Below are 22,505 nucleotides of genomic sequence, written 5' to 3' on the forward strand. Positions count from 1 at the left end.
GGATCAGTAATAGAGCGTGGCAGTGGCGAACAGGCCCTTGGCCCGCTGCGTATCGCCGCCGCCGATGGCGAAGCGGTACTGCACCGCCACGTCGAGATACGAGCGTGCGGCGTTGTAATGGTCTTCGCGGAACCAGTAACGCACGCCAACGCCGGGACCGGCCCCCAGCGACCAGCTGCTGGCGGTGTCGGACAGGGTGAAGGACTGCGCGCCGATCAGCGGGTACTCGATGCCACGCACCTTCGAGGTCTGGTCGATCCAGTCCGCGCCGACGACCAGGTACGGGTTGACCACCCAGCGGGTCTGCGCGGCGCCGAAGCGGTAGCTGCGCCCGGCGCGGACTTCGGCCGCACCAAACCATTGCTGGCGGCGCAGGCGGCCATCGGACTGCAGGATGCGCTGCGACGGATCGCCATTGGCGTCCAGCGCATCGATGGTGAAGTGGGCGCGGTTGTCGTCCCAGCTCAGGCCGGCCTGCGCGTAACCGCTGAGCGTCCACCACTGGTTGACGTCGGTACGCACACCGGTGCCCTTGTAGAAGCCGTAGGTCAGGTAGGACATCCAACCGCCGGCGTTGCTGTCCAGGCGATACCGGGCCAGCGTGTTGATCTGCAGCGGACGATTGGAGTCGAGCTGGATGCGGCACTGGATCGCGGTGGAATCGGGATAGATGCCGCCGTTGCGGGTGGCGGTACCGGCGAACTGGCGGCGCTCGATGCCCGCGCTCAGACCGGTCTGGCCAAACGCATAGCGCACGCCGAAGGAGGCGATGGTGGACGGCCAGCCGGCGATCGAGCGCGAGCGGCTCAGGCGTTCGGCCCGGGCGCGGGCGTCCTCGGTGGCTTCACCGGTGCAGGGGTCCACGGCCAGGATCGACTCGAACGTGCCGCCCTCGTCGTACAGCGTGTTGGCGATGCGCGCGTAGGCTTCGAGCGTGCCGTGGCGGGTGTTCAACGCGGGCGGCCGCCAGAATGCTTCGAGCGTGCCGAACACCGAATCGCCCGGCGTGCTGATCGCCGCGCCGCCGAGGTTGGTGGCTGCCTGGCGCGCGCCGCGGTAGCCGGCCGAGGCGATCACGCCCCACTCGCGCGAGAGGTTGGCGATGGAGCTGCGGGTGTTGTAGCGCTGCGCCGTGTCCAGTTTCAGCGTGCCTGCGTCGGCACTGTCGATCGCGCCGCGCAGCAGGGTCACCGCGTCGCGGTTGGCGCCGCTGGCCGCACTGGCATAGGCCTGGTCCAGGATCACGGTGGGCGGCGCCTTGCCGGTGGCCTGGGCCGCGCGGAAGTCGGCCAGCGCCTGCTCCGGCTCGCCGACGCGCTGGTGGAGGTAGCCGCGCTGCATCAGCAGGGCGGCGTCATCGGGCGTGGCCGCCAACGCGGTGTCCAGGCGCTGTCGCGCCTGCGCCGCCTGGGCACGGTCGCCGGCCGACAGGGTGGTGGTCAGCAGCGCCTGCAGGGTGCGGTTGTCGGGGTCATCGCTGACGGCCTGCTGGGCCTGGCGGATGGCTTCCTGGTAGTCCTGCCGGCCGAATGCCGCGTAGGCGCGCTGCGACGCCCCGCCCTCGCCCTGCAGGTCGGCCGGCATCACTTCGCACTGCGTGCCGTAAGGGGTATCGCGACACTGCTGGAACGGTGCCGGGTAGTCGGCCAGGGTGAGCGCTTGGCCGGGCCGGGCCCGTGCCAGCGCCTTGCTGCGTTCGGCCACCGCATCCTGCACGGCCTTGCGTGCGTCGGCGTCCAGGTCTGCATAGGTCTCCTGCTGCAGCGGCTGCAGCAGCTGGGCCGCGCGGGCGCGGTCACCGGCGGCGATCGCCGCATCGGTGGCGAGCAGGCGCACGTTGCGCAATTGCTGGCCATCCAGCCAATCCTGCTTGAGCGCAGCGTCGAAGTCCGCGTTGGCTTGCGCGGTCTTCATCTGGCGCTGGCGCAGGTAGGCGCGCATCACCAGGGCGACGGTGTCGTCGCTGTCATTGGCCAGGGCCTGGTCGGCGGTGGTCTCGGCCGCCGGCAGTTGTTCATCGAGCATCTGCGCGGTCATCAGCAGCAGGCGGTGCGAGGCGACATCCGGCGCGTGCTCGACGGCCTGCTGCGCGGATCGGGTGGCCGCGCCGAAGTCCTGCGCGATCAGTGCCTGATAGCCTTCCTGCGCCGGCTTGACCGCCCGCTGCCGGCCCAGCGCGACCCGCTTGGCCTGCAGGTCGCCGACGTTGGGCGCGCCGAGCTGGATCGCCGTGGCCGCCGCGGCGTCAGCCTGTTCCAACTGCTGCTGGGCCTCCAGCGAGGCCACCCACAGGGTCGCCCACGCGCCCTGCTGCGGTTGCTGGCGGAACGCCTGCTCGGCCTTGCTGGCAGCTTCTGCCATGCGGTCGTTGTTGTAGGCCTCGTAGGCCTGGGTGGCCAGCGCGAACGCGCGCTGGTACGCCAGCTCGGCCGCCGTGGGTTTCGCGGCGGTGGCAGCCCGGGGCCCGGCGGCGGCATTGCCGCGTGCCGGGGCGGCCGCCAGCGCCGGCAACGCCGGATCGGTGATGCCCGCGGCGATGGCACGCTGTGCCAGGGCGCGCGCCTCGTCGTTGCGGCCCAGCTTCTGCGCCGCGTAGATCTGCAGCAGCCGCAGCCGCGCCACGTCCGGACGCAACCGCACCGCCTCGCTGGCGCTGCGGTAGGCCTGGGGGAAATCGCCGCGCTCATAGGCACCGAACGCCTGCTCGGCGATGCGGTAGGCGTTGCCCGAGAGCGGCAATGATTCCTGCGCGTGCGCACAGGCACTGCCCAGGCCGATCAGACTCAGCGCGATCACGCTGGAAAGCAGGGTGGTCCTCATGCCTTCAGCTCTCCGTCGGCGCTGTATTGGGGTTGCCCGGACCGGCGATGCTGCTCGCGCACCGCTTCGGCGATCGCCGCTTCGGTGGCCACGCCGTGCTTGACCAGGTAGTCGCCGATGCGCCCGTCGCGCTGCGGCTTGTATTCGTCCAGCACGCGCTCGAATTGGTCGCGGGCGATCAGGCGCATCTCCACCAGCAGGTCGCCGAGCAACGGCACCGCGTCGATGCGGTAGGTTTCACCGCTGATCAGACGCAGGCCGGCATTGATTTCGCTTTCGCGCGCGATCGACTGCTCCACGGCACTGGCGTGCACGTCGTGCAGCAGCTGGGCCTGCTCGGCCTCGCTGAGCGGGTTGGCCACCGCGACCGACAAGGTATCGGCCGTGCTGCGCGGCAGCGGCAACAGGCGCCACTGCACGCACGCTTCCACCGACAGCGGGAACACCCCGGCCTGCAGGTAGTCCACGTCGATGACGGCACGCGCCAGGTCGCCCTGGAACGCGATGGCCTCGGCCAGGGTTTCATCATCCAGCCAGCCCTGCGAGACCAGGATCCGGCCCAGCGGCTGCTGGCGCCCGCCCTGCTGTTGCTGCAGCGCTTCTTCCAGGCGTTCGGGCTCGACCGCCTGCCAGGTGGTGAGCAGCTCGCCGAGGCGCTTGCGGGTCTGCACCAGCTGCGAGGCACTGGGGAAATCGTGCATGGTCTTGTCCCACACCATGCGCTTGCCGAACAGCAGGTACAGCAGGAACATGCGCCACGCGCGCGCGGTGGCCATGAAGTTGATCATGTTGCCGACCACCATGCGCGGGATCGACATCAACGCGTGTTCCCATCCGTACAGCTTGTTGACGAAGTAGAAGCGCTGCACCACGCGACTGGCCAGGGCAGCGGTGGTGATCAGGGCGATGTTCATCTGCCAGGTGCCGGCCTGGAAGATGGTCGGGAACTGGGTCTGCCACAGCCCGGTCATCTTCAAGACCCAGAACAGCAGCAGCTGCAGGAAGATGATGTAGGCGATGATGCTGACGAACGAGGTGACGATGCCCTTGCGGTCGCGCGCCAGCAGGTACTTGGTGGCCAGCGAGCCGCGCCAGCCCAGCGTTTCCCAGCTCTGCAGGCCGATGCCGAGCACCCAGCGCGCCTTCTGCCGGTAGGAGGCGCGGAAGTTGTCGGGGAAATACTCGCGCACGCATAGCGCCATCGACTGGGTGCTTTCGCGCACCGGCCCCCAGCCGAACCACGAGGGGCGGCGCACGCGGAACTGCACCGGGAACCGGGCGAAGATCGAATGCATGCCCATCGCCGCCAGGCGCGCGCCCACGTCGTAGTCCTCGGTGAGGCTGTCGGTGTTGAACGGCTGGTTGTTGGTGGCCGCGCTCAATGCCAGCAGCGCCTTGCGCGAGAAGCAGGTGCCGACGCCCGCCGAGGGCACCATGCCGGACACACTTTCGCGCACCACCAGGTCCTTGGCGTGCCATTCGGCGAACTCGTCCATGTAGACGCCGGCGATCAACTCGTACCACTCGCGATCCAGCGAGGTCACCGGCAACTGGATCATGTCCTTGCGCGGCAGCAGGTAGTTGAAGAAGCGCAGCTCCATCGGGTGCAGCACGTCCTCGCTGTCGTGCAGGATCACCCCGGCAAACTCGATGTCGTGGCGCTTCTCGTAATCGAAGATCGACAGGATCAGCCAGTTCAGGCAGTCGGCCTTGCTGGTCGGGCCGGCATGCGGCACCTCCACCCGGCGCAGGCGCTTGTAGCGCCGGCGCATGCGCTCCACCTCGGCGATGGTCTCGGCATCGTTGGGATAGGTGCCGACGAAGACGATGTACTCGCGGTAGTCGAGTACATCGATCATGTTCTCCACCATCTGCGCGATCACGTCGTACTCGGCCCAGGCCGGCACCATGATCGCCAACGGTTGCTCCGGGCGCTGCAGCAGGTCCTGCTGGGTCAGCGGGCGATACTCGCGCCGCTTCTTGACGGTCAGCGTGCGCCAGCTTTCGCGGACCCAGTACCAGATGTCGATGAACAGGTCATCAAGGCTGGAAATCAGGATCAACACGGCCACCGCCGCCGCCACTGTTTCCAGGGCGGCGTAGTAGTTGGCCAGGTGGATATCCCAGGGGAGACCGTTCACGGTCGATCAGTGCCCGCTGCTGCCGGACGCGCGGCGACGACGGATCTGGGCGACGCGTGCGGCCAGCAGCGCAAACACCACCAGGCCGACCAGCACCAGCAGCCACACCATGTGCTGCTGCCACCACGGCTGCGGGTTGCCGACATCGGCCAGCCGTGCGCCATACGGATCCTGGCTGTTGAAGTCGCTCACCACGCCACTGCCATCGAGCACGGCGAGGTCGCCGCGCAGCAGCCGGAACGGCTGCTCCAGCAGCGGGCCCTGCGCACCGAGGTCGGTATAGAGCACGCCGGTGTGGCCACCGCCGTCCACCACCTGCACGGCGGCGGCGCGGTCCAACCCGGTCACGTCGAGCAGCGGCTGGTTGCCGCCGTTGACCACCAGGCGACCGTCCTTGAGCCCGGCCGGGCTGATCCCGGACGGGGCCAGCGCGAAGGCCAGGTATGGATGGCCGGGGCTGATCGCGGTACCGGCGGCCACCACCTTCAGCTCGGCCGCCTGCGGCGACACGCCCACCGCACTGGCGATGGCGATCACCTTGGCCAGCGATGCCGGGGCATCCTGCAGCCAGGTGGTCGGCACGAACACTTCATTGGCGTGCGCCAGCTGGCTGGCCGCGCCGATGAAGTCCGCATCGAGGGTCCGCTTGGCCAGGGTCAGGTGGCTGCTGGGCAGCACGGACACCGGGAAGGCGGTGGCCGGGTCGTGGCAGTACGGGCGCGCCGGCTGGCGCAGGAAGCTGATCCGCACTTCGTTGCGTGCCGCCAGCGCATAGGCCGGCACCTTGGCGACCAGTCGCTGCGGCTTGCCGTCGCTGGCCAGCACCTTGGCGCCCAGCAGATAGTCGTTGAAGTAGATGCTGGCTACCGCGCCCTGCCCGGCCGCGTTGGGCGCGGCCGAGACATCGACCACCACCTGGTCGGGCAGGCGGCCGTCGGCCGAGAGGGCGCCGAGCTCGAAGCTGGCGGTCCGGTCGCCGCGGGTGACGATGTCCAGGGTGCCGGCGATGTTGCCCAGGCGGCTGAGCAGCACGGCGTCTTCGCCGACCGGCGCTGCGCTGGCCTGCGCGACCTGAAGATTGCGGCCCAGGGCATAGGCACGCCATTGCTCGCTGAGCAGCCCGGCCACCTTGGCCCCGGCGTCGGCGGCGACCACCAGCGTGGGACGCCCGGCGACCGCGGCCACGCTCACCGACGCGGTGCCGGTGCCCTTCTCCAAGGCGGCCATGTCGCTGCCGCGCCACGCGGTGAATGCAGCCGCGGCGTCGCCACCGCTCGCGCCGACTTCCGTTGCCAGGGCGTCCAGCGCAGCGCGCACGGCGGCGCGCAGCGGATCGGTACTGATCGCCACGTCCACCGCCAGCGGGCCGCTGTCGCGCAGTGACAGCAGCGCGCCCACCTCGGCCAGCGAGGCGATCCGGTGCTGGCTGCCGCCAGCGGCCAATGCCGCGTAGGCCGGCACGCCCTGCAGGCTGGCCGGAATGCTGATGCCGGTCAGGTCGACGGTACCGCCCACCACCGGCAGCGCCACCACGTCCACCTGCTTGCCACCGTTGCGCAGCGCCGCACCCACTCGCCACGCCGCGTCGTAGGCCGGTGCCTGCAGCGCCTTGCCATCCACCAGCAGGCGCACCCGCGCCGGCAGGGCGCCCCAGGCCTTGGCCACGGTGTTCACCGCGCGGCCGTCGAAGCGATAGCTGAAGCGCGAGTCCGGCGACAGCCGCAGCACGTTGGCCGGGGCGCTCTGGTCGGCGCAGCGATAGTCGGATACCACCGACCACCAGCCGACGTTGACCCGCACGAAGCCGTTGTCGCGCGGCAGCCCGTCGATGGCCAGCAACTGGCTGGCATCGCCCTGCGGATCGGTGATCGAGCGCGCGGCGACCGGGTCGCCATCCACCGACCACAGGCCCGAGCTGCGCCCGGTATGGCCGCGCACGTAGCGGCCATCGAGCTGCAGCTGCGCATCGCGGGTGGGCACGCCCGCCGGGACCGGCAGGTAGATTTCGCGCTGGCTCTCCTGCCCGCTGAGGGTCAGCGCCTGGCGGAAGCCAAGCTCGCGCAGGGTCATGCTGCGGGTCACGGTGGCATCGGCGGCCCACTCGCTGAACTGCCCGGCCGCGGTGTCGGCGGCGTGGGCAGGACTGAGTGGGAGGGCCAGGACCAAGGCCAGCGGTACTACCTTGGGGAAACGAGCGGTAATCCGGTTGGTCTGGGTCATGGCGTCAGTTCGGAAAGGGAGGTATGGGACATCGGCGCCGGGTGGGCCGCCACGAACTCGTCGAACGGCTCGCCGCGCAGCGCGGCCACGATCCGTGCCGAGGCACGGCCATCGCCATAGGGGCTGGCGTCGGCGATGAAGTGCGCCGCCACCCGCGGCCCGTCGCAGGCGGCATGCACCGCGGCGACGATCCGTGCCGGATCGGTGCCGACCAGGCGTACCACGCCGGCCTGCACGGCCTCGGGGCGTTCGGTGACGTCGCGCATCACCAGCACCGGCCGGCCCAGCGCCGGCGCTTCTTCCTGCACGCCGCCGGAGTCGGTCAGCACCACGTGCGCACGCTGCATCAGGCGGACGAAGTTGAGGTAGTCCTGCGGCGCGATCAGGTGCACGTTGTCCAGCCCGCCCAGATGCGCATGCACCGGGCCCTGCACGTTCGGGTTCAGATGCACCGGGTAGACGATCTGCAGGTCCTCGCGCTGGGCCAGCTCGGCCAGCGCGCGGCAGATGTTCTCGAAGCCGCCACCGAAGTTCTCGCGGCGGTGGCCGGTGACCAGCAGCAGCTTGCGTTCGGACTCCAGGAACGGGAAGTGGGCATCGATCTCCGCGCGCAGATGCGCGTCGCGGTCGATGCGCTCGACGGTCTGCTTGAGCGCGTCGATGACGGTGTTGCCGGTGACGCTGATGCGCCCGGCCAGGTTTTCCTGTTCCAGGTTGTAGCGCGAGCTGTCGGTGGGCGCGAACAGATGGTCGGCGACCACGTCGATGACACGTCGGTTCATTTCTTCCGGCCAGGGCTGCTGCAGGTCACCGGTACGCAGCCCGGCTTCCACGTGCGCCACCGGAATGCGGCGGTGGAAGGCGGCCAGTGCGGCGGTCATCGCCGTGCTGGTATCGCCGTGCACCAGCACGCGATCAGGCTGCACCTGCTCGTAGAGCGCGTCGAGCTTGGCGAACAGGCGCGAACACAGCCCGTTGAGGGTCTGGTTGGCCACCATCACGTCAAGGTCGTGGTCGGGGTGGATGTCGAACAGCGACATCACCTGGTCGAGCATCGCCCGGTGTTGCCCGGTGATGCAGACGATGGAGTCGATATCGGGCGCCGCGTGCAGCGCGCGGACCAGTGGTCCCATCTTGATGGCTTCAGGACGGGTACCAAAAACAGATAGAACCTTCACCGGACAGCTCCCTGTGACGACCAACGAGTGTGACTTCCATCACGCAAATCGTAGGCCAAGTGGCGAGAGCTAGCCAGTGCAACGTGATGTGGATCACATTTCCCCGTATAAGTGACGCTCAGCGTCACTTAATGCCCCGGGTTACACCCCATTGTGGCGTTTATGCGCGTGTCACCCGGGTGAAAGTTCGAATACCTGCCGCAGGTAGGCCAGGTAACCGGGGTCGTCGCACATGCTCTTGCCAGGCGAATCGCTCAGCTTGGCCACGGGCTGGCCGTTGCAGCGGACCATCTTGATGACGATGTTGAGCGGCGTGGGGCCAAGGTCGTTGGTGAGGTGCGTGCCCACCCCGAACGCGACCTGGCAGCGCCCGCGGAAGTAGTCGAACAGCTGCATCACCTTCTCGATGTTCAAGCCATCGCTGAACACCAGCACCTTGCTGCGCGGATCGACGCGGCGGTCCTTGAAGTGCGCCAGCATGCGGTCGCCCCAGGCGAACGGATCACCGGAGTCATGCCGCACGCCGTCGAACAGCTTGCAGAAATACATGTCGAAATCGCGCAGGAACGCATCCAGCCCGACCACGTCCGACAGCGCGATGCCCAGGTCGCCACGGTATTCTCGCGCCCACGATTCCAGCGCTGCCACCTGCGAATCGCGCAGGCGCGGGCCCAGCGCCTGGAACGCCTGCAGGTACTCATGGGCCATGGTGCCGTGCGGGGTCATGCCGTACAGCCGGGCAAAGTGCACGTTGCTGGTGCCGACGAACTGCGCGCCGAGCGCATCGCGCATCATCGGCAGCATGCGGGCGTGCCACTCCCGCGAGTAGCGGCGGCGGCTGCCGTAGTCGGCGATGCGGCACAGCTCGAAACCGGGGGTATCGCGCAGCAGCGCGGTCTTGGCCTGGAGGCGGCGCTCGCCCTCGGTGAAGTCCGGCGTGGTGGTGTTGCGGAACCAGACCTCGTTGATGATCGCCAGCAGCGGCACTTCGAACAGGATCGTGTGCAGCCAGGGGCCGGTGATGTCCAGGTCGATCTCGCCGGGCACGGTGGCCGACGGGCGCAGGTCGATGTACTTGCGGTCCAGGTGGAACAACCCGAGGAAATCGGCGAAGTCGGGTTTGACGAAGCGCAGGCCGCGCATGTACTCGAGTTCGTCGGCGCTGAAGCGCAGCCGGCACAGGTGGTCGATCTCGTCGTTGATCTGATCGATGTAGCTGGCCAGGTCGATGCCGGGGGTGCGGCACTTGAACCGATACTGGACCTGGGCGCCGGGGTGCTGGTGCAGCACCGCCTGCATCATGGTGAATTTATACAGGTCGGTGTCGAGCAGGGACTGGATGATCATGGACGCGATTATGCGCCTGCCCGGATGTACCGACCAACGCCCGGCACTCAGCGCCGGCGGAGCAGGCGCGGAACCTGGATGAGGGCGTGCGCCCAGATCGCGGCGAACACCGCGCCCTGCACCGGCAGGCTGCGCTGGCGCGCCTCGAACTTGCGGAAGTAGCGCCACAGCCCGCGGTGCTTGTGCCATTCGACGAAGAACGGCCGCGAGCGGCTGGATACGCCGCGCACATGCACCACCTGCAGGTCGTTGGCGATGGCCACCAGCGCGCCGGCCTGGCGCACGCGGCGGCACAGGTCCAGGTCTTCGGCGTGCAGGCGGTAGCCGGCATCCCAGCCGCCGATCCGCTCGAACAGCGCCCGCGGCATCAGCAGCAGCGCGCCGGACAGGGCCGGCACCGGCTGCAGCGCCTGCGCGGGGTCGGGCGGGATGGCCAGCTTCGCGCCCTGCCCCGGCGAGCGCAGCATGGCGCCGAAATCCGGGTCGCGCCGGCGCACCGCCGCGTCGGGCTGGCCGTGTTCGTCCACCTGTTCGACCCCCAGCAGGCAGTCGCCGATGCCGATCGCGCGCTCGCAGAGCAGCGCCAGGGTCTCGGTATCCACCATCAGGTCGGGGTTGATGAAGGCCAGCCACGGCGCCTGGCTGTCGGCTGCGCCCTGGTTGTTGGCGGCGGCGAAGCCGGGGTTGTCCGGGTTGGCGATGAAGCGCACGCGCGGATCGGCGCTGGCGTGGCGCTGCATGATCTCCAGCGTGCCGTCGCTGGAGCCGTTGTCGACCACGCGGATCTCGACCACGCCACGGGCGGCGCGCAGCCGGGCCAGGCAGCCATCCAGGGTGCTGGCACTCTGGTAGCTGACGATGATCGCGGCGATGGCAAGGCTCAAACAGGTGACTCCGGTGGGGCGGCGGGCGCGGCGAAGAGATCGCCCTGGGACCGCGGCATTATCGCCTGCCGATGCAGTTGCTGCAGCGCCTGGCGCGTGCCGAGCAGCGGGTCGCCCATCAGGAACGCCGCCAGCCGCGGCTGCCAGCCCGGCCAGCGCGTGCCCAGTGCGTCCATGTCGCCGTCGAACGCCTGCGCTTCGCTGGCACGGGCGACGAAGGCGGTTTCGCACAATGCGTTGCGCCAGCCCAGCCCGGCCATGCGCAGGCTCAGGTCGATCAGCGCGGCATTCCACGAACCGTAGCTGTGCATGTCCAAGCCGCCGGCCTTGCGCCGCGCGTTGGCGCGCAGCAGTACCGCGTGGGTCACCGCCGAGGGCAGTTCCGGGTGCATCGGCGGCAGCGCCGCGCAGGCCTGCGCCATCGCCGGCAGATCGGCCGGCACCGGATCGATCTCGCCCAGCCGCGGCCAGGCGGCGGTTTCGCCGGCGTTGCACCATGGGGTAGCCGACCCGATCGAGGGATCGCGCGCCAAGCACGCATCCATCTGCTGCAACCAGCCCGGCGCGGGGATGGCGTCGGGCGCCAGCACCACCACGTCGGCGCCGGCGCAGGCCCGCAGCATTTCATCCAGGTGGGCCACCTCGCCGATGCTGCTGGCACGCCGGGTGTACTCGGCCTGCAACGGGGTGTGCAGCAACCAGTGCGCGATCACCGCCTGTGCGCGGGGGCCGGCCTGGCCATCATCGGCCAGCCACGCGGCGGTGCCGGCCGGGGTGCCGGCATCCAGCGCCGCCAGGCAACGGTCGAGGGCGGTGTCATCGACCCCGATCGGCAGCAACACGATCGTCCCCATCGGTCCCCCTGTGCGCGGCGTGCGGTTGGCGACCGGGGATGCCGGCCGCCGCTTGGCCGCAGCGTAGCAGGCGCGGCGGCTGCGATGACAGCGCCGCGCCGGCTCAGTTTTTCTTCGGGGGGTTGGGGAACGGCTCCATCGCGCGGAAGCGGCTGCTGTACTCGTCGGTCAGGTTGCGCGATTCCTGCGCGTTGCGCACGATCGTCGGGGTGAGCAGCACGATCACTTCCGAGCGTTCGTTCTTCTGGCTCTTCTTGCCGAACAGCGCGCCGATCACCGGGATCTTGCTCAGGCCCGGCACCCCGTTGGAACCGTCTTCGTCGGAGTTGGTGATCAGCCCGGCCAGCATGATGGTGTCGCCGCTCTGCACGGCGGCCTCGGTGGAGATCTTGCGGGTGTTGATCGGCGGATTGCAGGTGCTCTTGGTCGGATCGCACCCGGCCGGGACCGCGCCGGCCGAGCTGACTTCCTGCACGATATCCAGGAACACCACGCCATCGCGAGTGATGCGCGGGCGCACCTTGAGGATCACGCCGGTGTCCAGGTACTGCACCTGGCTGTAGGTACTGTCGCTGATGCCGGTGTTGACCGAGACCGAGTTGATCGGAATCTGGGTCCCCACGTTGAGCGTGGCCTCGGCGTTGTTGCGCACGAAGATCGATGGGGTCTGCAGCAGGCGCAGGTTGGTCACCTTGTCCAGCGCACTGACGACCGCGGCGGCATTCTTGCCCAGGAAGGTCCAGCCCACCCCGCCGTCGCCGACGGTACCGGAGATGCTGCCCCAGATGGAACGGCCCAGCGCGCTGGGCAGGTCGAGGCCGCTCTCGGTCTTGCCGGTGGTCACCGCCTGCTCGAAGAACCAGTTGACGCCGTAGCTGAGGTCGCCGGTAAGCGCCACTTCCGCCACCTGCGCTTCGATGTGCACCTGCATCGGCATCACATCGAGCTTTTCGATGACCTCGCGGATCGAGCGCCATGCCTGCGGCGTGGAGCGCACCAGCAGGGTGTTGGTTTCTTCCACGGCCGACACGCCGACGCTGTCGCCCTGCACTTCCAGGTTGAAGCTGGCATTGCCATTCTGCCGCTGCGGCAGGCTCAAGCTGCCATCGCCCAGCCCACCACGGCTGCTGCCGGCGCCAGAGGTGCTGTTGTTGAGGTTGGTGGTGGTGCCGTTGTCGCGGTTGCTGCCCAGCTCCATCTGGGTCGCCCCCGGGGCCAGCGAACTGCTGCTGCCCCGCCCGCTGCGGCCGTTTTCGTTGGCGAAGGCCTCGGCCAGGCGCTCGGCCAGGTCCTTGGCCTTGACGTAGCGCAGCTCATAGGAGAACAGGCGCGCACTGCCGCCGGCGCTGTCGATGCGTTCCAGCCACTGCTGGATCTGGTCCAGGTAGCGCGCCTGCGGCGTGATCACCAGCACGGCGTTGGCGTTTTCCAGCGGCAGGAAGCGGAACATCCCGGCACTGGGGGTCTTGCTCTCCTCGCCGAACACTTTCTCCAGGTCGGCGGCGACCTGCTCGGCCTTGCCGGACTGGATCGGGAACACCCCCACCGACATGCCCGACAACCAGTCCACATCGAAGATCTCGACCGTGCGCAGGTAGTTTTCCAGCTCGCTGCGGGTGCCGCCCAGGGTGATCACGTTGCGGCCGCTGTCGACATTGACGATCGCGTTGGGGCGCGCATACGGCTCCAGCACCTTCTTCATCTCGGTGGCCGAGATGTACTGCAGCGGCACGACCCGCACTTCGAAGCCGCGCGCACTGGCGGCCGGCGCGGTGCTCGGTGCAACGGTACCGGCCAGCTCCTGGTCGGCGGCCACGATGTTGTAGCGGCCGCCGCTGTAGACCATGCGGGCGTTGTTCCAGCCCAGCACCATCTCCAGCAGGTTCAGGGCCTGCGCCGAGGAGACCGGCTTGGGCGTGGCCAAGGTCACCGTGCCCTGCACGCCCGGGGCGATGACGTAGTTCTGGCCCAGCATGTCGCCGAGGATCGCCTTGACCACCGCGTGCACCGATTCGCCTTCGAAATTGAAGGTGGCGGTGCCGTTGCCGGCCTGGGACAGCGCAGGTGCGGCGGCGGCCGCGGCGCTGCGGTTGATCATGGTGCCGGTACCGCGACGGATGACCGCCTGCGGCGCGCCGTCGGTGTCCAGCGGCTGGGCGTCGATGCCGTCGCGCGAGCCGTCGCCGGCCACCACCTGGTGGCTGCCGTCGAGCACGGCGTTGCGACGGACGTCCGGTGCGGGCACCGAGGCACACCCGGCGAGCAGGACCAGGGCGAGAGACAGGCAGAAATGACGCGGGGAGAAAAGACGCAGTGTCATGCTTTGCACTCTAGTTGTTCTGGCCGGAGCCGCCCGTGGGCGGCCGCTGCGACTGTTGTTGTTGTTGCTGCAGCTGCTGGCGGCGCGCCTGGATACGCGCACGGATGGCTTGCATCTGCGCATCGCTGGGGCCTTGTGCCGACGGCGTCTGCGTCTGCGTGGCCGGTGGAGTGGCCGGCGCTGGCGCCGGCACGGAGGGATTGGCGGCCTGGACCGGGCGCGCAGGGGGTGCCATGGGCGGCGGCGCCGTGACCCCGGCGCCGGCCGGCGGCACCGCACCATTGACCGGATTGCCGAGCACCGTCGGGGGCTCCCCGCCCTGCCCGTTGAACACGCTCAGTTCCAGCGTCTGGGTCCCGCCGGGGCCACTGACCGTGGCGCTGCGTGGCTCCAGTGCGAGCAGCTGCCAGCCGTTGACCGGCTCGCCATTGAGGCGCAGGCGCAGCGACTGCTTCTGGTCGGTGGTGAGGATGGCCATGCTGAACTCGCTGGTGAGCAGCACGCCGGTCAGGCTGACCGCGCTGGAGGCGCCCGGTTCGCTGCCACCGAGCAGGTAGGGGCGCGGCTTGCGGTCTTCGGCGAACAACGGGCGCGCGCCGATCTGCGCGTAAGCCTCGGCCGAGGCAAGGCGCTCGGGTGCGGCCGCCGGCAGGACCGGCAGCGGCGACGCCGTGCGATCGCCCTCGGCGGCGGCGGGGATGCGGCCGCCCAGGCCGAACAGGCCGGCCACCCAGATCGCCGCGGCCCACAGCAGTGCCGTGGCCAGCCACCAGCTGCGCAGGGAGGCCAGCTCAATCTTCATGGGCGTCCTCCTCCGGGCCGTCGGATGCGCGGTCGGTGGCGTCGGCAGCGGCTGCGGCCGCCGCGTCGGCCCCGTCCGAAGGCACGTCGGCGGCGGCCTGCGGGCCGGTCGGCACCGCCATCGCCGGCGCGGGACTCAACCCGGCACCGCCGGACAGGCCCACGGGCGGCGGGGCGAGCGGCGCGCCGGCGGCTGACGCGCCTGCTGGCGCGTCGGCCAACGCATCGGGTTTGAGGTAGCCCACCAGCTCGAAGGACACATCCAGCCCGGTCCCGGTTTCATTGGGCGACTGCTGGAAGCGCTGCGCGAGCAGGTTGAGGTTGTTGATGAACAAGCGCGGGCTGCCGGTCTCCAGCGTGTGCAGCACCGCGGCCATCTCCGGAATCCCACAACGCAGGCGCACCTGCAGGGCGATCCTGGGGAAGGCGTTGTCGCCGCCGCCGGTGTCCTGCAACGGCGAGCGGTTGCTGATCGTGCAGCTGCGGTTGCCGGGGCTGGCCGAGGCGACCGCATCCTGCAGGCGCGACGACAACGCGGCGGCGGCCGACTCGGCCGTGGCCTCGCGCAGGAAGCCCGGGCGCCCGGCCAGGGCGGCCTGGGCCTGCTGCAGGCCGCGTGCCACCGGCACCCGCTGCTGCAACTGCGCCTGCACGCGCTGGCCGCGCTCCTGCAGTTCGCTGATCTCGGCATTGATCGCCAGCAGCGGACGGGTGAACCACGGGTGCACCAGCAGCAGGTAGGCCAGCGCGATCACCGCCACCAGCAGTGCCAGCGCCAGCCAGCGGTCACGGCGTGTCGTTGGCATGGCCATCGGCACCCTCCGCAGTGGTAGTGGCGGCAGGCGCGCTGGCGGCAACCGCGCCCGGCAAGGGCTGCAGTTCGGCGGTGAGAGTGAAGCGATCGCGCCCGGCGGCGCCGCCATCGGCCTGCAGTACGCCGGTCAGGTTGACCTTGCGCCACAGCGGCGAATCCTGCAGCAGCGGCACCAGTTGCGAGGCTTCGCGGCTGAGCCCGATCAGCTGCAGCGAGTCCCCCTCCACCGACAACTTCTCCAGGTAGGTGCCATCGGGCAGCAGCCGGGTCAGTTCATTCCACAGTTCCACGGTGCTGGCATGCGCCGTGCGCTTCTTTTCCAGGAATGCCGCGCCTTCGACCAGGGTCTGCAACTGCTGGCGTTCGGCCGCGACCTGGCGCGCATCGCGCGCGGCCGCATTGACCTGCTCGCGCAGCACATCGGCCGCGGCCTGGCGGTTGTCGAGGATCTGCTGCCCGGCCAGCGCCAGCACCACCAGGGTGGCTGCGGCCATGAGAAGGTTCCAGCGCCGCATCGGATCGCGCAGGGTCTGGCGCTGCTCGAGCGGCAGCAGGTTCACGCCCAGCGGCTGGCCCTCCGCATCGGCGACGTCGATCCCGGCCAGTGCCTGCGCCCACGGCCCCACCTGCCCGGCCCACTGCTCCAGCGCCAGGCGCGGGATGACCACCAGCTCGACCTGCAGCTGGCCATCATCGCGTGTTCCGAGCTCACGCACATCGAAACTCACCTGCGCCGGTTCGAACGGGGTCTGTCGATCGATCTCGAAGCCGACCACGTCACGCAGGCGCGCGGCGGCGGCGGCAGGCAGGCGCATCGGCCGGCGCAACGCCGCGGTGGCCGGCAACAGCCAATGCCGCGGCAGCGTGCGCAGGCGGGCGTCCAGGCGTTGTTCCAGCGTGGCCGGCGTCTGCGGCCAGGGCAGTTCCAGCAGGGTGTCGCGGTGCAGCCCGATATCGCGCTGCACGACCAACTGCTCGCCCTGCCGTTGCAGCAGCAACCGCGCGCGCGACCAGCCCAGCGCCCATTGCCAGCGCTCGGGCAGCCACGCCAGCAGCGAACGCCGCCACCAGCGCAGGCCTTTGCCCACGCCCGGCGCCACCTGCCCCTGCGCCCGCACCAGACTGTCCCGCCATGCCGTCATCGTGCTGCCATTCCCTGTTCCCAACGAAGTACTGTGTAAGTCGTTCCCGGCGTGCCGGACGCCCCCATGCGCACCACGCCCTGCAGGACCGACACCCGGCCGCGGTCATCCATTGCGCGGCTCTCGATACTATAGGTGCCGCTGCCACTGGCAAGCGTCGCACCGCCCACTTTCTGCTCTTCGTCGCCTTGGGACTGCTCACGCTGGGCCAGCAGCTGGTTCGCATCCAGGCCCAGCGCGGTGAGCACCGGGCCGGCGGCGAAGCGCGGATCCGGACGCGACTGCCGACTGTACAGGGTCAGCATCGGCGCGAGTTGTTCATACAACGCTGCATCCATGCCCAGCACGCGCTGCAGCTCGCCCAGGGTCTCGAAACGGTTGTTGCGGGGCCCGTAGGGCAGGCCGGCCGCGACATACTCCGGCAATTCCGCGCCCCCGACCGGCTGCTTGAGGCTGTCGGCGTCGCGCCAGTCCACGATCGCACCGGCCAGTTGCCGCGCACGCCCGGTTTCCACGCCCATCGCCCGCAGGAAGGCCTCCAGCAGGGCGGCATCGGCCAGGTTGAGGTTGATCTTGCCGTTCTCGTCGACGATGCGCAGGTCGATCCGGCGCTGGTCGAACTGCCAGCGATAGCGGCGCCCGTCGGCCACCCACGCCGGCCGGGTGGCGGTGGGCTGCAGGCGGTAGAGCGCGTACTCCAACCCGGCGCGCGCATGCTCCTGGCCGATCGCATCGTCGCCGACCACCCGTTCCTGCAGGTGCTCCACGCGCGCACTGAGCGCGAACGCGCCCACCACGGCGGTCAGCAGCGCGATCAGCCACAGCACCAGCACCAGCGCCGCACCACGGGCCCGGGTCATGGGCGCGCCCCGCGTTGTTGCGGCAACGCGGCCACCATCGGCGGCCATGCCTGCCCCTGCTGCGGGGTGACGGTGATCGAGACCAGGCTGGGCAGGCGACGGGTGTCCTCCCAGGTGTCCTGCCAATCGCCAAGTTCGCCGTTGCGTGGGTCGATACCGCGATAGCGGAAGCGGACCTCGCGCAGTCCATCGGCCAGCACTTCCGGCGGACGCACCGGGTTTTCCTCGATGCGTTCGCCGTTCTGTACCAGGGTCAATGCCAGCTCCAGGCGCTGCGCCCCGTCGCTGCCGCGCACCTGCAGGTCGTGCACGTACGGGCCGCCACGGCCCAGATAACCGGGCAGGTCGGACACGAACAGCATGCTCTGCGCCTGCCCCTGGAAGTACACCGGCTCACGGGTGGGATCGGGCGGCGTGGTGGCGGTGAGCATGGCCATCGACAGGCGCCGGCGCAGGAAGCCTTCGACCGCGCGCATGCGCTCGTTCTGCGCCACCATGCGTTCGCCGCGCTGGCTGATCGCCATCGCCGAGCGCACCGTGGCGAACGCCAGGGCCAGGCCGCCAACCAGCAACGCGGTGGCCAGCAGCACCTCGATCAGGGTGAAACCACGCGCGCCGCGCAGGCCGATGCGAGTCATCGCGGGGCCCCGGGCGTGGCCGGCAGCAGGCGCAGGCTGCGCCACTGCAGCTGTTCACCCGCGCCGTCGCCCCAACGCACGTCCAGGCTGAGCTGCGCCAGCACCGGGCCGGAGACCGGCTCGGCGGCGTTCAACGCGCCGCCACGCGGATCCACGTAGGGCGCCACCTGCAGGTGCCAGCGGTAGCGGCCCGCGTCCCATTGCCCGCTGCGCTCGCCGGTCTGCAGCGGCGCCTCGACACCGGTCACGGCCAGCAGCGACTGTGCGTGCAGCACCGCGCGGCTGCGCAGGTCGGCTTGCCTGACCTGCCGCGAGGCACCGGACAGACTGCCCAGCAGCAGGGTCAGCGCCAGCGCCAGCAGCGCGAAGGCAACGATCACCTCCAGCAGCGAGTAACCGCGTTGACGCTTCATCGGCGCTCCCGTGGCTGGCCCGAGCGCACTTCACCGGTGATCCAGCCCACGTCGATCCGCCACACCGCCTCGCGCACCTGCAACTCGATGCTGCCGCCACTGGAGGCCCCATCGGGATAGAACGCGATGGCGCCCTGGCCGGCGGCGGCAGCCACTTCACGCGCACCGCGGAAGCGCACCTCCAGCGACTCGGGCAGCGTGCCGTGGCGACCGCTGGCCCCCTGCCAGGTGCGCGCCTGCGGATCGATCACGAAGCGCTGGCGTTCGCCGCTGGCGATGGCCTGGGTGCGCGTGTAACGCAACTGCGTGGCCAGCTCCTTGCCCGCGTTGCGCAGGCGCATGCCGTCGATGCCGCCGTTCATCGCCGTGGCGGTGACCACCCCGACGATGGCGATCAGCGCCACCACCAGCAGCATCTCCAGCAACGACAGCCCGGCTGCGCCACGCGCGGAGCGCGGCAGGCAACGGGGCAACGCGCAGCGATGCAGGGCGGCGACCGGCAAGCAGGCTTACTCGTAACGGATGTCGGCGTCGTAGCTGCTGCCACCCACCTTGCCATCCTTGCCCAGGCTGATCAGGTCGAACGGCTGGCCTTCGCCGGGCGCGCGGTATTCCAGCGGGTGGCCCCACGGATCGTTGAGGTCGGCCGGCTTGGCGTACGGCCCCAGCCAGCCAGTGCTGCCCCCCGGCTGGGTGACCAGGTCGTCCAGCTTGGTGGGCAGCTTGCCGGTATCCAGCTGGAAGTTTTCGACCTTGCCGGCCACGGTCTGCACCTGGGCCTTGGCGATGTTGGCCTTGCCGCGATCGGCACCGCCGAGCACGCGGCTGCCGACCAGGGTGAGCACCGCACCGATCAGCACGATGACGATGATGATTTCCAGCAGGCTCATGCCCGACTGGTGGCGAGGCGAGGAAAAACGGGTCAGGCGGCGTTGCATGCGGCAGGCTCCTTGCGGGATGTCAGGGGCAGCGCCATCGTCAGCCGATGGCGTTGGTGAGGTCGTACAGCGGCACCAGCACGGCCACGATCACCAGGCCGACCACCGAGGCCAGCACCAGGGTGATCACCGGCACCATCGCCGACAGCAGCCGGTCGATCGCGCGTGCGCTTTCCTGTTCAAACGTGTCGGCGGTCTTGAGCAGCATCGTATCCAGCGCGCCGGATTCCTCGCCGACCTGGATCATCTGCAGCGCCAGCCGCGGGAAGCGCTTGCCGCGGGCCAGCGCCAGCGACAGGCCACTGCCGTTCTTGACCTCGTCGCTGGCGGCGTCCACGTCGTCGGCCAGCGCGCGGTTGCCCAGCACGTTGCGCGCGATGCCCAGCCCGGCCAGCAGCGGCACGCCATTGCGCAGCAACGTGCCCAGCGTGCGCGCCAGGCGCGCGGTTTCCAGCTTGGCCAGCAGTGGGCCGATGCCCTTGCGCTGCAGCAGCCAGCCATCCATCGCCAGCCGGAACGCGGGTTGCCGCAGCTTGCGCTCGATCACCAGCAGTGCCAGCGCGGGCACCACGATCATCGCCAGCCAGCCTTCGCGCACCACCAGGCCGGCCGCCAGCACCCATTGGGTGAACCACGGCAGCGCCACGTCCAGGCTTTCGTACATCAGCGCGAACTGCGGCACCACGTAGCCCAGCAGGAACAACAGCGCCCCGCCGACCACCGCCAGCAGGATCGCCGGATAGATCAGCGCATTGATCACCCGGCCCTTCAGTTCGGCGCTGCGTTCCAGGTAATCAGACAGGCGCTGCAGCGTGTCGTGCAGGCTGCCACCGGCTTCACCGGCACGCACCATGTTGATGTACAGCCGCGAGAACAGGCCGTGCTGGCGTTCCAGCGCGGTCGACAGCGACGCGCCACCCCGCACCACGTCGCGGATCTCGGTGATCACCCGGCGGCTGCGCTCGTCTTCCGGCAGTTCCAGCAGGATGGTCAGCGCGCGGTCCAGCGGCTGCCCGGCACCGAGCAGGGTCGCCAGCTGCTGGGTGAACTGGACCAGCGCGGCGCCGTCGAACGGCTTGCGCCGCAGCAGCGAGGCCCAGGAGGTGGTGGTGGCCACGCCCTCGCTGGCCAGTCGCGCTTCCATCGGCAGGTGGCCCTGGTCCTGCAGGCGCGCGGCCACCTCGGCTTCGCTGGCGGCCTCCATCTGGCCGTCGAACAGCTCGCCATGGGAATTGAGCGCCTTGTAGCGGTACTGCGCCATGCTCAGTGGCCTGCCGGCCGGCGGACGCGTGCGTGCATCAGGATTCCTCCGTCACGCGCAGCACTTCCTCGATGGTGGTGTGGCCGAGCAACGCCTTGGACAGGCCGTCCTCGTACATGGTGCGCATGCCGGCCTCGCGCGCGATCCGCTCGATCTCGCCCATCCCGGCGCGGCGCATCACCGCCCCGCGCAGCGCATCGTTCATCACCAGGAATTCCATGATGGTGGTGCGGCCCAGGTAGCCGGTGGGCGCGATCGCCGAGGGCTGCGCCCGATACAGGAAGATATCGCCCTCCGGCTGCAGCCGGCGCAGGTCGAACTTCTCGATCTGCTCGGGCGAGGCGGCGTAGCGCTGCGCATGCTGCGGCTCGAGCCGGCGCACCAGGCGCTGGGCGAGGATGCCGTTGATGGTGGAGGTAAGCAGGTAGTCCTCCACGCCCATGTCGAGCAGGCGGGTGATGCCGCCGGCCGCGTTGTTGGTATGCAGCGTGGACAGCACCAGATGGCCGGTGAGCGCGGACTGGATCGCGATGCGTGCGGTTTCCAGGTCACGCATTTCGCCGATCATGATGATGTCCGGGTCCTGGCGCACGATGCTGCGCAACGCATGCGCGAAGTCCAGCCCGATCTGCGGCTTGGCCTGGATCTGGTTGATGCCCTCGATCTGGTACTCGATGGGGTCCTCGACGGTGATGATCTTCACGTCGGCGGTGTTGAGCTGGCTCAGCGCGGTATACAGCGTGGTGGTCTTGCCCGACCCGGTGGGTCCGGTCACCAGCAGGATCCCGTGCGGCTGTTCCAACACCTTGCGGAACTGCGGCAGGAACGCATCGGTGAACCCGAGCCGATGGAAATCGAACACCACCGTGTCGCGATCGAGCAGGCGCATCACCACGCTCTCACCGTGCGCGGTCGGCACCGTGCTCACGCGCAGGTCCAGCTCCTTGCCCTGCACGCGCAGCATGATGCGCCCGTCCTGCGGCAGGCGACGCTCGGCGATGTTGAGCCGGGCCATGATCTTGATGCGGCTGATCACCGCGGCGGTCAGGTTGGCTGGCGGGCTCTCGCCTTCGATCAACACGCCGTCCACCCGATAGCGCACCTTCAGGCGATTCTCGAAGGGCTCGATATGGATATCCGATGCCCGCAGTTCGAAGGCGCGCTGGATGACCAGATTGACCAGCCGGATCACCGGTGCTTCGGACGCCAGGTCGCGCAGGTGCTCGATATCATCGACCACCGCGCCCTCGCCATCGGCGGTCTCCACGATCGCGCCCATCGCGCTGCGGCCCTGCCCGTACCAACGCTCGATGAGGTCATCGATCTCCGAGCGCAGGCCCACCTGCAGCCGCACCGGCACGCCCATCGCCAACTGCACCGCATCGGCCGCATAGGGATCCTGCGGATCGCTCAACCACAGTTCCATGACGCCGTCGCGCAAGGCCAGCGGGCAGACATGGAACTGCTTGAGGAAGCGCAGCGACAGCGGCAGCGCGTCGAGCAGCGACTCCGGCGCCACCTCGGGCACCGCACGCGCCTCCAGCAAGGGCAGCCCCAGCACGTCGGCACTGGTCTGCGCGTGGTCACGCTCGGACACCAGCCCCAACCGCACCAGCAACTGCAACAGGCTGCCACCGGCTTCGCGGTGCAGCGGCCGCGCCCGCGCCAGGTCACCGTCCTTCAGGCGCCCGCTGCGCAGCAACGCCTCGACGATGCGGCTTTCCGCGCTGGAATCTGCAATGGGATCGTGGGCAACCGCGTTCACAGAAGCTCTCCTGGCGACCCCGCGACTTTAGCAGTTCATCGCCGCCCTGCACCGCTTTGGAGGCGCCTGGATGAAAAGGATGGAATGCTCACCTGGCGACAACGATTGA

General features: G+C 69.5%; 18 protein-coding genes. All 18 read right to left on the reverse strand.

What is annotated here, in order from left to right; translation table 11 throughout:
• Nucleotides 1-3 precede the first annotated feature (3 nt).
• Nucleotides 4-2,820 (reverse strand): NfrA family protein, encoded by a 2,817-nt coding sequence (locus AC06FD_RS15750; RefSeq protein WP_478078308.1) that lies wholly within the window; start codon nt 2,818-2,820, stop codon nt 4-6.
• Entirely contained in the window at nt 2,817-4,961 is a 2,145-nt protein-coding gene (locus tag AC06FD_RS15755; protein ID WP_259206982.1) for a glycosyl transferase family protein, read from the reverse strand. The genes AC06FD_RS15750 and AC06FD_RS15755 overlap by 4 nt, the downstream gene beginning before the upstream one ends.
• Nucleotides 4,962-4,967: 6 nt before the next feature.
• Nucleotides 4,968-7,181: a hypothetical protein gene (locus AC06FD_RS15760; RefSeq protein WP_478078309.1), complete on the reverse strand. Its 2,214-nt coding sequence runs from the start codon at nt 7,179-7,181 to the stop codon at nt 4,968-4,970.
• On the reverse strand, nt 7,178-8,359 hold the full coding sequence (wecB, locus tag AC06FD_RS15765) for a non-hydrolyzing UDP-N-acetylglucosamine 2-epimerase (RefSeq protein WP_478078310.1): 1,182 nt from the start codon (nt 8,357-8,359) through the stop codon (nt 7,178-7,180). Before wecB ends, AC06FD_RS15760 begins: the two co-directional genes overlap by 4 nt.
• 171 nt (nt 8,360-8,530) lie before the next feature.
• On the reverse strand, nt 8,531-9,706 hold the full coding sequence (gene pncB, locus AC06FD_RS15770; RefSeq protein ID WP_259206991.1) for a nicotinate phosphoribosyltransferase: 1,176 nt from the start codon (nt 9,704-9,706) through the stop codon (nt 8,531-8,533).
• Nucleotides 9,707-9,753: 47 nt separating this feature from the next.
• Nucleotides 9,754-10,590, reverse strand: coding sequence for a glycosyltransferase family 2 protein (locus tag AC06FD_RS15775; protein WP_394163832.1), 837 nt, complete (start codon nt 10,588-10,590; stop codon nt 9,754-9,756).
• Nucleotides 10,587-11,444 carry a glycosyltransferase family 2 protein gene (locus tag AC06FD_RS15780; RefSeq protein WP_478078311.1) on the reverse strand — a complete coding sequence of 286 codons (858 nt, stop codon included), beginning with the start codon at nt 11,442-11,444 and terminating at the stop codon, nt 10,587-10,589. Before AC06FD_RS15780 ends, AC06FD_RS15775 begins: the two co-directional genes overlap by 4 nt.
• A gap of 103 nt (nt 11,445-11,547) precedes the next feature.
• Nucleotides 11,548-13,764 (reverse strand): type II secretion system secretin GspD, encoded by a 2,217-nt coding sequence (gene gspD / locus AC06FD_RS15785; protein WP_478078312.1) that lies wholly within the window; start codon nt 13,762-13,764, stop codon nt 11,548-11,550.
• A 10-nt stretch (nt 13,765-13,774) separates the two neighbouring features.
• Complete coding sequence (locus AC06FD_RS15790; protein WP_259207000.1) at nt 13,775-14,566, reverse strand: general secretion pathway protein GspN; 792 nt, start codon at nt 14,564-14,566, stop codon at nt 13,775-13,777.
• Nucleotides 14,556-15,377: a type II secretion system protein GspM gene (gspM, locus tag AC06FD_RS15795; protein ID WP_259207003.1), complete on the reverse strand. Its 822-nt coding sequence runs from the start codon at nt 15,375-15,377 to the stop codon at nt 14,556-14,558. The genes AC06FD_RS15790 and gspM overlap by 11 nt, the downstream gene beginning before the upstream one ends.
• Complete coding sequence (locus AC06FD_RS15800) at nt 15,352-16,521, reverse strand: PilN domain-containing protein (RefSeq protein ID WP_478078313.1); 1,170 nt, start codon at nt 16,519-16,521, stop codon at nt 15,352-15,354. Before AC06FD_RS15800 ends, gspM begins: the two co-directional genes overlap by 26 nt.
• The gene (locus tag AC06FD_RS15805) at nt 16,518-17,381 is read right to left on the reverse strand and encodes a type II secretion system minor pseudopilin (protein ID WP_394163826.1); all 864 of its coding nucleotides are present in this window, start codon (nt 17,379-17,381) and stop codon (nt 16,518-16,520) included. Before AC06FD_RS15805 ends, AC06FD_RS15800 begins: the two co-directional genes overlap by 4 nt.
• Nucleotides 17,378-18,019 (reverse strand): prepilin-type N-terminal cleavage/methylation domain-containing protein, encoded by a 642-nt coding sequence (locus tag AC06FD_RS15810; RefSeq protein WP_259207008.1) that lies wholly within the window; start codon nt 18,017-18,019, stop codon nt 17,378-17,380. The genes AC06FD_RS15805 and AC06FD_RS15810 overlap by 4 nt, the downstream gene beginning before the upstream one ends.
• The gene (gene xpsI, locus AC06FD_RS15815; protein ID WP_259207010.1) at nt 18,016-18,432 is read right to left on the reverse strand and encodes a type II secretion system protein XpsI; all 417 of its coding nucleotides are present in this window, start codon (nt 18,430-18,432) and stop codon (nt 18,016-18,018) included. The genes AC06FD_RS15810 and xpsI overlap by 4 nt, the downstream gene beginning before the upstream one ends.
• Nucleotides 18,429-18,848 carry a type II secretion system protein XpsH gene (xpsH, locus tag AC06FD_RS15820; RefSeq protein ID WP_259207411.1) on the reverse strand — a complete coding sequence of 140 codons (420 nt, stop codon included), beginning with the start codon at nt 18,846-18,848 and terminating at the stop codon, nt 18,429-18,431. The genes xpsI and xpsH overlap by 4 nt, the downstream gene beginning before the upstream one ends.
• Before the next feature lie 93 nt (nt 18,849-18,941).
• Complete coding sequence (gene gspG, locus AC06FD_RS15825) at nt 18,942-19,370, reverse strand: type II secretion system major pseudopilin GspG (protein ID WP_259207012.1); 429 nt, start codon at nt 19,368-19,370, stop codon at nt 18,942-18,944.
• A gap of 40 nt (nt 19,371-19,410) precedes the next feature.
• Nucleotides 19,411-20,631 carry a type II secretion system protein XpsF gene (xpsF, locus tag AC06FD_RS15830; protein ID WP_478078314.1) on the reverse strand — a complete coding sequence of 407 codons (1,221 nt, stop codon included), beginning with the start codon at nt 20,629-20,631 and terminating at the stop codon, nt 19,411-19,413.
• Between the two features lie 37 nt (nt 20,632-20,668).
• Entirely contained in the window at nt 20,669-22,396 is a 1,728-nt protein-coding gene (gspE, locus tag AC06FD_RS15835; RefSeq protein ID WP_259207015.1) for a type II secretion system ATPase GspE, read from the reverse strand.
• Between the last annotated feature and the right edge of the window lie 109 nt (nt 22,397-22,505).

The sequence above is a fragment of the Stenotrophomonas sp. Steno-Z1 genome (assembly GCF_056393175.1).